The 15,481-nt window shown below is 44.8% G+C and carries 13 protein-coding genes; 9 read left to right on the top strand and 4 right to left on the bottom strand.

Annotated features, from left to right (window positions below; translation table 11 throughout):
- Nucleotides 1-55 precede the first annotated feature (55 nt).
- Nucleotides 56-511, bottom strand: a complete 456-nt coding sequence (locus ELS82_RS16550) for a DUF721 domain-containing protein (protein WP_134836459.1) — start codon at nucleotides 509-511, stop codon at nucleotides 56-58.
- 342 nt (nucleotides 512-853) lie between these two features.
- Between ELS82_RS16550 and secA the strand changes: the two genes are divergently transcribed.
- The 6 genes from secA (at nucleotide 854) to ELS82_RS16520 (ending at nucleotide 10,836) form a co-directional block, all read left to right on the top strand.
- Entirely contained in the window at nucleotides 854-3,577 is a 2,724-nt protein-coding gene (gene secA / locus ELS82_RS16545; protein ID WP_134836458.1) for a preprotein translocase subunit SecA, read from the top strand.
- 74 nt (nucleotides 3,578-3,651) lie between these two features.
- Nucleotides 3,652-4,050 carry an 8-oxo-dGTP diphosphatase MutT gene (gene mutT / locus ELS82_RS16540; RefSeq protein ID WP_134836483.1) on the top strand — a complete coding sequence of 133 codons (399 nt, stop codon included), beginning with the start codon at nucleotides 3,652-3,654 and terminating at the stop codon, nucleotides 4,048-4,050.
- Between the two features lie 78 nt (nucleotides 4,051-4,128).
- Complete coding sequence (gene dapB / locus ELS82_RS16535; protein ID WP_208733189.1) at nucleotides 4,129-4,953, top strand: 4-hydroxy-tetrahydrodipicolinate reductase; 825 nt, start codon at nucleotides 4,129-4,131, stop codon at nucleotides 4,951-4,953.
- A 535-nt stretch (nucleotides 4,954-5,488) separates the two neighbouring features.
- Nucleotides 5,489-6,628 carry a glutamine-hydrolyzing carbamoyl-phosphate synthase small subunit gene (gene carA, locus ELS82_RS16530; RefSeq protein ID WP_134836456.1) on the top strand — a complete coding sequence of 380 codons (1,140 nt, stop codon included), beginning with the start codon at nucleotides 5,489-5,491 and terminating at the stop codon, nucleotides 6,626-6,628.
- A gap of 16 nt (nucleotides 6,629-6,644) precedes the next feature.
- A complete protein-coding gene (gene carB, locus ELS82_RS16525) occupies nucleotides 6,645-9,875 on the top strand; it encodes a carbamoyl-phosphate synthase large subunit (protein ID WP_134836455.1) in 3,231 nt (1,076 codons plus the stop codon).
- Nucleotides 9,876-10,056: 181 nt separating this feature from the next.
- Nucleotides 10,057-10,836, top strand: a complete 780-nt coding sequence (locus ELS82_RS16520; protein ID WP_134836454.1) for a TSUP family transporter — start codon at nucleotides 10,057-10,059, stop codon at nucleotides 10,834-10,836.
- Here the strand turns inward: ELS82_RS16520 and ELS82_RS16515 are convergent.
- Nucleotides 10,772-11,632, bottom strand: coding sequence for a LysR family transcriptional regulator (locus ELS82_RS16515; protein ID WP_134836453.1), 861 nt, complete (start codon nucleotides 11,630-11,632; stop codon nucleotides 10,772-10,774). The genes ELS82_RS16520 and ELS82_RS16515 overlap by 65 nt on opposite strands.
- 123 nt (nucleotides 11,633-11,755) lie before the next feature.
- Nucleotides 11,756-12,133, bottom strand: a complete 378-nt coding sequence (grcA, locus tag ELS82_RS16510; protein ID WP_004415419.1) for an autonomous glycyl radical cofactor GrcA — start codon at nucleotides 12,131-12,133, stop codon at nucleotides 11,756-11,758.
- A 330-nt stretch (nucleotides 12,134-12,463) separates the two neighbouring features.
- Between grcA and nfo the strand changes: the two genes are divergently transcribed.
- The 3 genes from nfo (at nucleotide 12,464) to ELS82_RS16495 (ending at nucleotide 14,919) form a co-directional block, all read left to right on the top strand.
- On the top strand, nucleotides 12,464-13,339 hold the full coding sequence (nfo, locus tag ELS82_RS16505; RefSeq protein WP_134836452.1) for a deoxyribonuclease IV: 876 nt from the start codon (nucleotides 12,464-12,466) through the stop codon (nucleotides 13,337-13,339).
- 241 nt (nucleotides 13,340-13,580) lie between these two features.
- Entirely contained in the window at nucleotides 13,581-14,267 is a 687-nt protein-coding gene (ung, locus tag ELS82_RS16500; RefSeq protein WP_134836451.1) for a uracil-DNA glycosylase, read from the top strand.
- A gap of 100 nt (nucleotides 14,268-14,367) precedes the next feature.
- Complete coding sequence (locus ELS82_RS16495) at nucleotides 14,368-14,919, top strand: hemerythrin domain-containing protein (RefSeq protein WP_134836450.1); 552 nt, start codon at nucleotides 14,368-14,370, stop codon at nucleotides 14,917-14,919.
- 36 nt (nucleotides 14,920-14,955) lie between these two features.
- Here the strand turns inward: ELS82_RS16495 and ELS82_RS16490 are convergent, their stop codons facing one another.
- Nucleotides 14,956-15,138 (bottom strand): DUF3545 family protein, encoded by a 183-nt coding sequence (locus tag ELS82_RS16490; protein ID WP_053440117.1) that lies wholly within the window; start codon nucleotides 15,136-15,138, stop codon nucleotides 14,956-14,958.
- Nucleotides 15,139-15,481 lie beyond the last annotated feature (343 nt).

Genomic DNA, 15,481 nt, shown 5'->3' with positions numbered 1-15,481 from the left:
GAATTAGAAAAAAGCCAGACGTAAGTCTGGCTTTTTTTATGCCTGTAGAATTGGGCTAGTCAGGTTTTTTAGCCAATTTGGCTAAGCTCTCTAAGCGAGCTTTCACTTTCGGCGAAGCGCCTGACGCGATCATCTCTAAATATTGAGCCGCCGTTTCTGAAATAGGATCGCGCGGTTTACTTTGTTCCGCCTTGGTTTTTTCTACGCGATACAGTTCTGGATTGATCTGAACAGAGACAGCGATCAATCGAGCAAAGCCTTTTGATCTTAACTGATTTAAGATATTCAAACGTTCATAATCGATCTTCATTTTGATGCTGGCACTTGCCACTTCAAGGATCAATTGACCATCTCGTATGTTTGCCACTCGGCAATGTTGTTCCGTTCCGCGTGGCAAGATCGTTTTTAATTCACTGTTGATCATCATGATCTCTTTAGCGTGTTGCTGAAGTTGAGATAATCTCGAATCAGCAATAATGTCGTCGCCAAGAGTCGGGCGGTGGTCTCTCATAATCTGCCTCAAATAAAACGGACACTTCTATTCTAGTGAATGACATCAAGGGAAGATAGGGAAATCTCTGACATCAAAAAATCCTTATTGTGAGTAAACTTCCTTCATATAACGACAAAAAATAAAGAGTGGTTCAAACAAATAACTATGTTATTGGTTGTTAGAGACAAAATTTCATAAACTAAGCGCCACTTAAAGTAACACAAGCCTTGAAATCTATAGTTCTCATCACAATATCTGAGGAAAGTGATTTATCTCAGTATTCTTAGTTCAAAACTGTTAGAGACTGAAGGCATTAAAAGTAGATCGGGCCCGATCTGAATAAAGAGAGATTCATAGCAAATGATAACTAAGCTACTGACAAAGGTAATTGGCAGTCGCAATGACCGAACACTGCGCCGCCTGAGAAAGATTGTAAAAGAAATTAATAACTACGAGCCGACCTTTGAAGCTTTTTCTGATGAAGAATTGAAAGCTAAAACGGTTGAGTTCCGTCAGCGCTTAGAGCAGGGTGAAACGCTAGACAAGCTACTACCAGAAGCATTTGCGACGGTACGTGAAGCATCAAAGCGTGTTTACGGCATGCGTCACTTCGACGTACAGCTTATTGGCGGCATGGTACTAAACGCTGGCCAAATCGCCGAGATGCGTACAGGTGAAGGTAAAACACTGACTGCAACCCTACCTGCTTACCTAAATGCACTTAAAGGCGCGGTTCACGTCGTCACAGTGAACGACTACCTAGCTAAGCGCGATGCGGAAACTAACCGCGTCCTATTCGAATTCTTAGGTATGACAGTTGGTATTAACGTGCCAAACATGCCTCCTCAAGAAAAGAAAGAAGCTTACCAAGCGGATATTCTTTACGGTACGAACAACGAGTTTGGTTTTGACTACCTACGTGACAACATGGCTTTCCGTGCGGAAGACCGTGTACAGCGTGAACGTTACTTCGCTATCGTCGATGAAGTGGACTCGATCCTAATCGATGAAGCGCGTACTCCACTGATCATTTCAGGCCCTGCTGAAGATAGCTCTGAGCTATACACACGAATCAATACTTTGATTCCTCATCTACAAAAGCAAGACCAAGAAGATTCTGAAGAGTACCGTGGCGATGGTCACTACACTGTCGATGAAAAATCGAAGCAAGTTCACCTGACTGAAACAGGCCAAGAGTTTGTTGAAGAGTTGATGTTTAAAAACGGTCTGATGGAAGAGGGCGATACGCTTTACTCTCCAACTAACATCAGTCTATTACATCACGTGAATGCGGCACTTCGTGCTCATGTTCTATTTGAAAAGAACGTAGACTACATCGTTAACGATGATGGCGAAGTGGTTATCGTTGATGAACATACTGGCCGTACTATGCCAGGTCGTCGTTGGTCTGAAGGTCTTCACCAAGCGGTAGAAGCGAAAGAAGGCGTTAAGATTCAGAACGAGAACCAGACGCTAGCATCTATCACGTTCCAGAACTTCTTCCGTTTATACGAAAAACTGTCAGGTATGACAGGTACTGCAGATACTGAAGCGTTCGAGTTCCAGTCTATCTACGGCCTAGAAACTGTGGTTATTCCAACCAACAAACCAATGATCCGTAACGATATGCCAGATGTGGTTTATCGTACTGAGACAGATAAGTTCAACGCGATTATTGAAGATATCAAAGAGCGCGTGGCAAAAGGTCAGCCAAGCCTTGTTGGTACAGTATCAATCGAAAAATCTGAGCTGCTTTCAAATGCATTGAAGAAAGCAAAGATTAAGCACAACGTACTTAACGCTAAGTTCCACGAGAAAGAAGCAGAAATCGTTGCTGGCGCAGGTACGCCAGGCGCGGTGACTATCGCAACTAACATGGCCGGTCGTGGTACCGATATCGTGTTAGGTGGTAGCTGGCAATCGAAGGTTGAAGCATTAACCGATCCTACGCCAGAACAAATTGCAGAAATTAAAGCAGAGTGGAAGAAAGTACACGACGCAGTGCTTGAAGCAGGCGGTCTGCACATCATTGGTACAGAGCGTCACGAATCTCGTCGTATCGATAACCAGCTACGTGGTCGTTCTGGTCGTCAGGGTGATGCAGGTTCTTCACGTTTCTACCTATCGATGGAAGATTCACTACTACGTATCTTCACTTCAGACCGTATGGCGAGCCTAATCCAGAGTGGTATGGAAGAAGGTGAAGCGATCGAATCTAAGATGCTATCTCGTTCAATCGAAAAAGCGCAACGTAAAGTAGAAGGTCGTAACTTCGATATTCGTAAACAGCTACTTGAATACGATGATGTTGCTAACGATCAACGTAAAGTCGTTTACGAGCTGCGCGATGAGTTAATGAGCGCTGAAGATATCAGTGAGATGATCGAACACAACCGTGAAGATGTTCTAACGGCTGTGATTGATGAATACATCCCGCCACAATCTCTAGAAGATATGTGGGATGTAGAAGGTCTACAAGATCGTCTGAAGAACGACTTCGATATTGATGCACCAGTTAAACAGTGGCTTGAAGAAGACGATAAGCTGTACGAAGAAGCGCTACGTGAAAAGATCCTTGAAACTGCAGTTGCTGTTTACAAAGAGAAAGAGACCGTTGTTGGCGAACAAGTACTGCGTAACTTCGAGAAATCAGTAATGCTACAAACGCTAGATACGCTTTGGAAAGAGCACCTAGCGGCAATGGATCACCTACGTCAAGGCATCCACCTACGTGGCTATGCACAGAAGAACCCGAAACAAGAGTACAAGCGTGAGTCGTTTGAACTATTTGAAGGTCTTCTTGATGCACTGAAATCAGATGTGATCACTATCCTGTCTAAAGTTCGTGTTCAGCAGCAAGAAGAAGTTGAGCGTATGGAAGCTCAGCGTCAGGCGCAAGCTGAAGAAGCAGCACGTCGTGCTCAAGCTCAGCATGCATCAGCGGAAAACCCACTTTCTGATGGTGAAGAGTCTGATGATGCTCATCAGCCAATGGTACGTGAAGAGCGTAAAGTTGGCCGAAATGAACCTTGCCCGTGTGGTAGTGGTAAGAAATACAAGCAGTGTCACGGTCAGATTAACTGATTAGGCATCGCTATATAAATAATGAAGAGTCGCTTAAGCGGCTCTTTTTTTAACTTTTAGTAAGGAATCGGATGATGAAACGTATCCATATCGTGGCAGCAATCATCTTCAATCAAGATAAGTCGCAAGTTTTTATCACTAAGCGCCCAGATGATAAGCACAAAGGTGGTTTTTGGGAGTTCCCCGGTGGCAAAGTAGAGCAGGGTGAAACTATCGAGCAAGCGATGGTGCGCGAGTTAGAAGAAGAGATCGGTATTACCACCACTGAGCAGCGGTTGTTCGAGCATCTAGAGTTTGATTATTCAGATAAATCATTGAAGTTTGATTTCATCTTAGTGACTCAGTTTGAAGGTCAACCTTATGGTAAGGAAGGTCAGCAAGGTGAATGGGTAGCGGTAGCGAATCTTGCCGACTACGCCTTCCCTGAAGCGAATGTGCCGATTTTAGAGCGAGTGATAAAAGAGTTTGCTTAGGCTCTAGCCACTGATGACGATTGTTGATAGTTTATTGAGACAGATTGGAATAACTGCGAAGACGCAGATTAGAAAAGAATGGAGAACAGCGCAATGGTAAGAATTGCAGTTGCAGGTGCAGCGGGCCGTATGGGACGCAACCTAGTCAAAGCAACGTACAACAATGAAAATGCAGCAGTCGCAGCAGGATCTGAACGCCCAGAGTCGTCACTTGTCGGTGTTGATTTAGGTGAGCTGTGTGGTGAAGGTAAATTTGATGTTGTTGTCACGGATGATCTTGCCAAAGAGATTGAGCAGTTCGATGTGATCATTGATTTCACCGCGCCAGTGAGCACTCTAGCGAATCTAGAGCTGTGTCGTCAGCATGGTAAAAGTATTGTGATTGGCACAACGGGCTTTTCTGACGAAGAGCGCGCGCAGATCGATGAAATCGCCAAACAAGTCCCAGTGGTTATGGCGCCGAACTATTCAGTCGGTGTAAACCTGGTATTTAAGCTGCTAGAAAAAGCAGCGAAAGTGATGGGTGACTACTGCGATGTTGAAATTGTAGAAGCGCACCACCGCCATAAAGTCGATGCCCCTTCAGGTACTGCTATTGGTATGGGAGAAGCGATTGCTGGCGCTATGGGCAACCAACTCAGTGACGTTGCTGTCTATGCTCGTGAGGGTATCACTGGTGAACGTACCAAAGATGAAATCGGTTTTGCTACGATTCGTGCCGGCGATATTATCGGTGAGCACACTGCTATGTTTGCGGACATCGGTGAGCGCGTTGAAATCACCCATAAAGCAACAGACCGTATGACCTTTGCCAATGGTGCGGTTAAAGCGGCGGTGTGGTTAAAGCAGAAACCTGCAGGCTTTTACACAATGACAGATGTGCTAGGGCTTAACGACCTATAACGGCTGCTATTAGCTTAGTTTCTTAATTACTCGAAACTGGCTTAAATTTATAAATAGATAATTATGCGCTGGGCTTGCCCGGCGCTTTTTGTTTTTGGCCGTTAGTAGTTGAGAAGGTTGCATTGCAATATCTTAATATACACCCTTAGTTTAGTGTTATTTTTATGGGTTTGGTGGTGTTTTTTGTTTGTTATGGCCAAAAGTTAATGCGATCTATGGTGGTGCAACGTTTGCGTAATTTTTGAGGACAAAACTGTGATCTCAAATTATCTTCAAATTCTAGAATTCATAAATCATTAATCATCTCTCCATGAAAGTGGCACTAAACGTGGTTTTTTGGGGGTCTAAAAAGGTTTTTTGCTTTAAGCGCCCTAAATGCTAAATTTATTTTTAGGCCTGTATTGACAGTTGTGACCAGTGTCATTAGAATACCGCCAATTTGTCTAATTTCCATAAACACGCACTTTTAGGTGTTGCAGGAAGGTAGATTTGCAAATTAAATCAATTTTAATGCATTTTTATTCTGGAGGTTGTCTTGAGTAAGTCAGCACTGCTAGTCCTAGAAGATGGGACAGTATTCCACGGTGAATCCATTGGCGCAGGTGGTTCTGCTGTCGGTGAAGTCGTTTTTAACACCTCGATGACGGGGTACCAAGAAATCCTCACTGATCCTTCCTATTCTCAACAAATTGTTACTCTTACTTACCCTCACATTGGCAATACCGGAACCAATTCCGAAGACGAAGAATCTTCTTCAATCCACGCTCAAGGCCTTGTGATTCGCGATCTCCCTCTTATCGCTTCTAACTTCCGTAACGAACAATCCCTTTCTGATTACCTTAAATCGCAAAATATCGTCGGCATTGCTGATATCGATACGCGTAAGCTTACTCGAATTCTGCGTGAGAAAGGTGCACAGAACGGTTGTATCATTGCAGGTAACAACCTAGACGAGGCTCTAGCGCTAGCTAAAGCGAAAGAATTCCCTGGCCTAAAAGGTATGGACCTTGCGAAAGAAGTTACAACAAAAGAAGCGTATCAATGGAAACAAGGTTCGTGGACGCTTGAGGGTGGACTTCCTGAAGCGAAAGACGACAGCGAGTTGCCATATCACGTTGTTGCCTACGACTTCGGTGCAAAACGAAACATCCTGCGCATGCTTGTTGACCGCGGCTGCCGCTTAACGGTTGTTCCTGCTGAAACTTCAGCGGAAGAAGTGCTGGCTCTAAACCCAGATGGCGTTTTCCTATCAAACGGCCCTGGTGACCCAGAACCATGTACTTACGCTATCGAAGCGACAAAAGTATTCCTAGAAAAAGGCCTACCAATCTTTGGTATCTGTCTAGGTCACCAAATTCTAGCTCTAGCGTCTGGTGCACAGACTGTGAAGATGAAGTTTGGTCACCACGGTGCTAACCACCCAGTTAAAGATTTAGATCGTAACGTTGTAATGATTACTTCTCAGAACCACGGTTTTGCTGCGGATGAAGCAACTCTACCTGAGAATCTACGTGCAACTCACGTATCGCTATTTGATGGCTCACTGCAAGGTATCCACCGTACAGATAAGCCAGCGTTTAGCTTCCAAGGTCACCCTGAAGCGAGCCCAGGTCCACACGACGCTGCGCCGCTATTTGACCACTTTATCGAACTAATCAAACAACACAGCGCTTAATTCGGAGTAGTAGAGAATGCCAAAACGTACTGACTTAAAAAGTATTCTAATTCTAGGTGCAGGCCCGATTGTTATCGGTCAGGCATGTGAGTTTGACTACTCTGGTGCTCAAGCATGTAAAGCACTGCGTGAAGAGGGTTACCGAGTTATCCTTGTGAACTCTAACCCTGCAACCATCATGACTGACCCAGACATGGCGGATGCAACCTACATCGAACCAATCCAATGGGAAGTGGTTCGTAAGATCATTGAGAAAGAGCGTCCAGATGCAGTACTACCAACAATGGGTGGTCAGACTGCGCTTAACTGTGCTCTAGACCTAGAAAAGCACGGCGTACTTGAAGAGTTCGGCGTAGAAATGATTGGTGCAACGGCTGACGCTATCGATAAAGCAGAAGACCGTTCTCGCTTCGATAAAGCGATGAAGTCTATCGGCCTTGAGTGTCCTCGTGCTGATACAGCGAAAACCATGGAAGAAGCTTACGGCGTTCTCGATATGGTTGGCTTCCCATGTATCATCCGTCCATCATTCACTATGGGTGGTACAGGCGGTGGTATCGCTTACAACAAAGAAGAGTTCGAAGAGATTTGTCGTCGCGGTTTAGACCTGTCGCCAACTAACGAACTTCTAATCGATGAATCTCTTATCGGTTGGAAAGAGTACGAAATGGAAGTGGTTCGTGACAAAGCGGACAACTGTATCATCGTATGTGCGATTGAAAACTTTGACCCAATGGGCATCCACACGGGCGACTCAATCACAGTTGCACCAGCACAGACGCTAACCGACAAAGAATACCAGCTGATGCGTAACGCATCTCTAGCAGTTCTTCGTGAAATCGGTGTTGAAACGGGTGGTTCAAACGTACAGTTTGGTATCAATCCTAAAGATGGCCGTATGGTTATCATCGAGATGAACCCACGTGTATCTCGTTCTTCTGCTCTAGCTTCGAAAGCAACAGGTTTCCCAATCGCTAAGATTGCAGCGAAACTGGCTGTTGGCTTTACGCTAGACGAGCTAATGAATGACATCACAGGCGGCGCAACTCCTGCATCATTCGAACCAACAATCGACTACGTAGTCACTAAGATTCCTCGCTTTAACTTCGAGAAATTTGCTGGTGCTAACGACCGTCTAACGACGCAAATGAAGTCTGTTGGTGAAGTTATGGCTATCGGCCGTAACCAACAAGAGTCGCTACAAAAAGCGCTTCGCGGCCTAGAAGTTGGCGCGACTGGCTTTGACGAAATGGTTGACCTAGATGCGCCAGACGCACTAACAACAATTCGTCACGAACTAAAAGAAGCTGGCGCAGAGCGTATCTGGTACATCGCAGATGCGTTCCGTGCGGGTATGTCAGTAGATGGTGTCTTCAACCTGACGCAAATCGACCGTTGGTTCCTAGTTCAAATCGAAGACATCGTTAAGCTTGAACAAGAGCTAAAAGCGAAAGGTTTTGCGGGTCTGAACAAAGACGAGCTAAACAAGCTTAAGCGCAAAGGTTTTGCTGATGCGCGCCTATCTAAGATTCTAGGTGTTTCTGAAAGCGAAATCCGTCGTCTACGTGACCAGTACGACATCCACCCAGTTTACAAGCGTGTCGATACGTGTGCGGCTGAGTTCTCGTCTGATACTGCTTATATGTACTCATCTTACGATGACGAGTGTGAAGCGAACCCAACAGATAAAGATAAGATCATGATTCTTGGCGGCGGTCCAAACCGTATTGGCCAAGGTATCGAATTTGACTACTGTTGTGTACACGCGTCACTAGCACTGCGTGAAGATGGTTATGAGACTATCATGGTTAACTGTAACCCTGAGACAGTTTCAACAGACTACGACACGTCTGACCGTCTGTACTTCGAACCAGTAACTTTGGAAGATGTACTAGCGATTGCTCGCGTTGAGAAGCCAAAAGGCGTTATCGTTCAGTACGGTGGTCAAACTCCACTGAAACTGGCTCGTGCACTTGAAGCAGCCGGCGTGCCAATCATCGGTACTAGCCCAGATGCAATCGACCGTGCGGAAGACCGTGAGCGTTTCCAAGTTGCTGTTGACCGTCTAGGCCTACTACAGCCAGAAAACGCGACAGTAACAACGATGGAGCAAGCGGTAGAGAAATCTCGTGAAATCGGTTACCCATTAGTTGTACGTCCTTCATACGTACTGGGTGGTCGTGCGATGGAAATCGTATACGACGAGCAGGACCTACGTCGCTACTTCAACGAAGCAGTAAGCGTATCGAACGAATCACCAGTACTACTAGATAGCTTCCTAGATGACGCTGTTGAAGTAGACATCGATGCTATCTGTGACGGTGAGCGCGTAGTTATCGGCGGTATCATGGAGCATATCGAGCAAGCGGGTGTTCACTCAGGTGACTCAGCATGTTCTCTTCCTGCATACACGCTAAGCCAAGAAATCCAAGACGTAATGCGCGAGCAAGTTGAAAAGCTAGCGTTCGAGCTAGGTGTTCGTGGTCTGATGAACACGCAGTTTGCGGTTAAGAACAACCAAGTATACCTAATCGAGGTGAACCCTCGTGCAGCGCGTACTGTACCGTTCGTATCTAAAGCAACGGGTGCGCCAATCGCTAAGATTGCCGCTCGTGTAATGGCTGGTCAATCTCTAGAGTCGCAAGGCTTTACTAAAGAGATCATCCCACCATACTACTCAGTAAAAGAAGTGGTACTGCCATTCAACAAATTCCCAGGTGTTGACCCACTATTAGGCCCAGAAATGCGCTCTACTGGTGAAGTTATGGGTGTTGGTGCAACGTTCGCTGAAGCGTACTCTAAAGCCGAGCTAGGTTGTGGCAATGTTTACCCTGAAGGTGGTCGTGCACTTCTTTCTGTTCGCGAAGGTGACAAAGAGCGTGTTGTAGACCTAGCATCTAAGCTTTCTAAGCTTGGCTACCAGCTAGACGCAACACACGGCACTGCAGTTATCCTAGGCGAAGCGGGTATTAACCCACGTCTAGTAAACAAAGTACACGAAGGTCGTCCTCACATTCTTGACCGCATCAAGAACAATGAGTACACCTACATCGTGAACACTGCGGCTGGCCGTCAAGCGATTGAAGACTCTAAAGTTCTACGTCGCGGCGCACTAGCTGAGAAAGTGAACTACACGACAACGCTAAATGCAGCATTTGCAGTATGTATGGCACATACCGCTGACGCTAAAACGTCAGTGACTTCAGTTCAGGAGCTACACGCTAAAGTAGCTGAGAACGAAGCGTAATAACAATCAGTAGGCTCGCAACGGAGCCTATATGACAACCTCATTGCCCGCTCACTAGAGCGGGCTTTTTTATTTTCTAATTGTTGAAAAAAAGGAATGGGTTTAAGTCTAATCTTTCGTTAAAAGAATGGTTAACTTGATGGTATTTTGCTCTTAGAGACTTGTAACTGATTGATCGAAAATGGAACTGACACTCGAAATTCTAACCATCCTATTCTTTGTTGCTACCGTGGCGGGTTTTATTGATGCCATGGCTGGTGGTGGAGGCTTGTTAACGTTACCTGCGCTACTGGCTGCTGGTGTGCCGCCGACACAGGCACTAGCAACCAATAAACTGCAAAGCTCATTCGGTAGCTTTTCAGCCAGTTGGTATTTCGTGCGTAACGGCATTGTCAGTATCAAAGAGATGCGCTTGGCTATTGTCTGTACTTTCATCGGTTCTGCAGTCGGTGCTGAAGCCGTGCAGTATATTGATGCGGGAGTACTAACTAGCCTTATTCCGCTGTTATTGGTCGCCATTTCGCTCTATTTCTTAATGATGCCGAAGACCAGAGAGCAATCGGGCAAGGCTAAAATCTCTGAAGCGATGTTTGCTTTTAGTGTTGGTGGTGGAGTGGGGTTCTATGATGGCTTCTTCGGCCCAGGGACAGGTTCGATCTTTACCGTCTGTTTTGTCGCGCTTGGTCACTTCTCGCTTGTCGATGCGACCGCTCGCACTAAGGTGCTCAACTTTACGTCGAATATCGCCGCGCTACTGTTTTTTATTCTGGCAGGTTTACCTATTTGGGAATTGGGCCTTGTGATGGCTGTTGGCGGCTTTATTGGTGCTCAGCTCGGCGCGAAAGTGGTGGTGAGCAAAGGACAAAAGTGGATTCGTCCTTTGGTGATTACCATGTCTATGCTAATGGCGCTGAAGCTACTTTGGGAACAGCATCAGCAATGGTTGCTATCAATGTTTTAACCCTTGTAGATTGGTAAACACTCTGCCTTACACAAATATGAATCGGTCTGATCAAGGACTCAAGTTGCTTAAACTGAAAACAGTGATTATCTGGTATGTTTAGCGCTCTAACGATAGAGAGAGGGATCAGCGCTGGTGACGCCCCTCCTAAGGCTAATTGAGCCGCGGCAGTGTAAGCATCCATTTCCATTGCCGGTTTTATCCCTAACTTGGCTAGAGCTGGAAGTTGATAACTGTTGGATGGGTTCGTCAGGTCATTGGTGATGACTCTCTCTGGTAGTTTGTGTGGCTGTTTATCACTGACGATGAAAAACGGTTCATCACATAGGTGGAATGCCTTCAAACCATGTTGTGCAGGGAGTTGGCCAGCACATAGGCCTATTGTCGCTTTACCTGATTGGACTCGTTCGACGATTCTCGGTGTGTGATTGGTCGTTATTGTTAAGTACTGATCTTGTTTTAGATAATCACCGATCGTTTTGCCTAGGTAACCTGCAATGAGCGATTTTGAGCTGTCTAGGGTGATTAATGAGGTGTCCTCAAGCTCTTGCTGCTCATAGATTAGGCCGCGTAACTCATTGAATGAGGGGCCAATCGTTTCAATTAAAGCAATGCCATCGGGTGTGAGCTTTATCGAACGGCCGCAAGGCTCAATCAGTTTTTTACCCAACTTCTTTTCCAGATTGGCGATACGCTTACTAACGGCGGATTGGCTGATGTAAAGTAAGCTTCCGGTGCGGCTCATGGTCTTTGCTTTACTTAACACAAGTAAGGTTTCGATGCCTTCCAATAGCATAAGGTTCACTCTAGGTGATAACTAGTGATGTTAATGTACCTTATGGCCAGTAGAGTAGGGTATAGCCACAAGCAAAAAAAACGGCGTTCAATGAGCGCCGTTTTTAAAATCAGTGACTGAGAATTATAGAGACTCAGTGAAAGTACGTGCGATTACGTCACGTTGCTGTTCAGTTGTTAGTGAGTTGAAACGAACAGCGTAGCCAGAAACGCGGATAGTTAGCTGAGGGTAGTTCTCAGGGTGTGCTACAGCATCTTCTAGAGTTTCACGCTTAAGAACGTTAACGTTTAGGTGCTGACCACCTTCGATGCGTGGAGCTGTTTCGATAGCTACTTCACGGCTTTCGTAGTCGCCAAGATCGTTAATTGCGATTACTTGGTCAGCTTCGTAGCCAGAGTTTGCTGCTACACAACGAGCTTCATTCTTCTCGCTATCTAGTAGCCAGATAGAGTTTAGTAGGTCGTCATTTGCTGCTTTAGTGATTTGAATACCTTGAATCATTACTATCTCCTAGTCCACTTAACGTGGTTAATTGGTGTTAATTTTCGAATTTTAGTGAGCTACGTATTATATAGCGAATATCCCTTATGATAATATTGATTTAAGTCAAAAAACAACCAAAAACATTAATTTCTTGATGGTTATTTTATTGTTCTAAATCAATAAAATCTTTGAAAACAATATAGTTACAATTTATTTGATAATATAAAAAATATTTAATAACTCATTTTGTTGTAAATTTACTACAAAATGAGTTTAAAGTTTGAGCTCCCTCTTTTAAATGACTGTTTTTCGGGAGCCATACTGAAAGTGAAAGGTGATTAAGTAACAATGATAAAAAAAGCAATGGGTAATAAGTATATAGGTGCGCATGTCTCTGCAGCTGGTGGGGTTGACCAAGCGCCACTGCGTGCGCGTGAGATCGGTGCCAACGCTTTTGCGCTCTTTACTAAAAACCAACGCCAATGGGTAGCGAAGCCACTTGAAGCTGCCACCATCAGTGCCTTTAAAGCGAACTGCAAAATGTTAGGTTTTGCTAGCGAACAGATTCTTCCTCATGATTCCTATTTAATAAACTTAGGTGCACCGGAAGAGGAAAAGTTGGAAAAGTCGCGCGCGGCATTTATTGATGAGATGGAACGCTGTAATCAGCTCGGATTAACCCTGCTGAATTTTCATCCTGGGAGTCATTTAAAGAAGATATCTGAGAAAGAGTGCCTCACTAAAATTGCCGAATCGATCAATCTGGCGCATCAAGCGGTTCCTAATGTGATCGCAGTGATTGAGAACACCGCGGGTCAGGGGACGAATCTTGGTTGGCGTTTTGAGCATCTCGCCGAGATCATTGAGCAAGTTGAAGATAAGTCGCGTGTCGGTGTATGTATTGATACTTGCCACACCTTTGCTGCTGGCTATGACTTAAGTTCGCATGAGGCTTGTGAAGCGACATTTGCTGAGTTTGAGCGTGTAGTCGGGATGCAATATTTACGTGCAATGCACATTAATGACTCAAAGATTGCCTTAGGCGGCAAGGTCGATAGGCACCACGCTTTGGGCAAAGGTGAAATTGGCTGGGACTGTTTTGAGTATATCTCTAAAGATGCGAGATTCGATGGTATCCCATTGATTCTAGAGACGATAGAGCCTGAACTTTGGCCGCAAGAGATCGAAACCATGCGTCAATTCCACCTTCAAGCATTAGCTTAAGCGAGAAGTTGGCAGCAATGTGGCATTAATCTTTCATAGCTTTTTATGAAGTCACAATATGGGGATGCCACTATGCCTTTTACTTACTCTCACGTTTCGAGCCGCACTGTACGTCTACCTTTGCCAAATCGACACATCACTGGTCAAGGTCACTACCGTACTCCTCAAAAACACTAACCCCTTTGTTCCTTCTACTATTTTTGCGACAATGTCAGCGCATATATAGTAGAAGGAATGGGTCATGAATACCTCACTTACCTGGCATGATGTTATTGGTGTAGAAAAGCAGCAAGAGTATTTTCAGCAAACGATCTCTTTTGTTGAGGCGGAGCGTGCAGCCGGAAAAGTAGTATTCCCGCCTGCGTCGGACGTTTTCAATGCGTTTAAGGCGACAGAGTTTGCCGATATCAAAGTGGTGATCATTGGCCAAGACCCTTACCATGGCCCTAATCAAGCCCACGGGTTATGTTTTTCGGTTCTGCCGGGGGTAAAAACGCCACCTTCTTTGGTCAATATGTATAAAGAGCTTGCTCAAGATATAGAGGGGTTCGAGATCCCGCCGCATGGCTATTTGCAAAGTTGGGCTCAGCAAGGTGTGTTATTGCTTAATACGGTATTGACGGTAGAGCAAGGTAAGGCACACTCACACGCTAAAAGTGGTTGGGAGACCTTTACCGATAAAGTCATAGAGGCCATCAACCAACATCAGTCTGGGGTTGTGTTTCTTTTATGGGGGGCACATGCGCAAAAGAAAGGACGCTTTATTGATCGTGATAAACACCATGTTTTATCTGGGCCTCACCCATCACCGCTGTCTGCTCACCGTGGTTTTTTTGGCTGCGGCCACTTCTCCCAGACCAATGCCATTCTGACCTCTCAGGGGAAAAACGCGATTCAATGGCAGCTTCCGATGCAGGTCGAAGTGTAATTCATCCTTGCCAATGACTGATTAAAATCTGAACAAGATCAAAGCATCTCTATTAATACTCTAATACACTTATTAAAAGTAAGTGTTAAGGAGAGACACTATGATGATTGAAAGAATCAAGCGCGAGCATGGTTATATGGTGCGCCTGCTAGCAATATTGCGCCATAAGTTAGCGGTACTAAAAGATGAGCGCAGCGTTAACTATGGTGTGTTAAGAGAGATTGTCGACTATTTAGCGAATCATTCTGAGAGGGTACATCACCCTAAAGAGGACATCCTATATCACCATTACTTGACTCATTACGGTCATCATAAGGAAATTGATAACCTAGAGTTAGAGCACAAAACATTGTCTGAGCAAACGCATGAGTTTCTTAATATTGTTGATATGGTGCTTCAAGATGCGGTTGTGCCACAGAGTCTGTTCATTGAGCAGCTTGAATCATTCCTAAATGCGCAGAAGAGCCATTTAGAAATGGAAGAGAAGCACATCTTTCCTTATCTAATGGAAACGTTCACCACCAAAGATTGGCAAATCGTTGAAGAGCAATGGACAGTATGCGAAGACGATCCTGTTTTCGGCGAAACCATCGCCGAGCAATATCAGCAGATCGCTGAACGCGTCCATCAAAATGCTCATGAAAGCATCTAAAATGAAAAAAAGAGGCGTAATGCCTCTTTTTAGTAATCAGTATTCGACTGCGTTTAAATCATCATAGCCGATATCCATATCCATCAACTCTTTTTGCAAGCGTTGGCGATCTTTAATTGCTTCGATTTCTCGCCACTTACGTTTCACAGGTTTTGAGCGACTGGCTCTTCCTTTTGGTAAGTCCTGTTCGAAAATTTCGTCAAAGTTTAAGCCTTCCATAAGCTACCTCTTTATGATCATCTTTCCTTTAATCGGGCATGTTTTTAATACCATATCTAAAACTAACCTAACTTTGATTCGTTTCTCATTTGTTACGTTTCAATGAAGTTTTTGCGCATATTGTGCGAGGGGGTCACAAAAAATGTCGTCTTAACTGGCGTTTTTTTGAGCGTTTGATTCGACGAAAACGATTAAATTGACTCTAACGGTATGTTAATTCTGTGTGTGAATTTTGACCTTGAGATGACGCATTCAATTATGCACATATAAAATTGAAGCATAGCCTATCATTTTGCGGTACGTCATTTTTTATATTGAGTTGCGAGCCTTATAGAGCAAGGCA

This window comes from Vibrio ouci (genome assembly GCF_004551525.1).
Lineage (GTDB): Bacteria > Pseudomonadota > Gammaproteobacteria > Enterobacterales > Vibrionaceae > Vibrio > Vibrio ouci.
The sequence above is the reverse complement of the archived record's forward strand: the minus strand, read 5'-3'. Positions and strand labels throughout refer to the sequence as shown.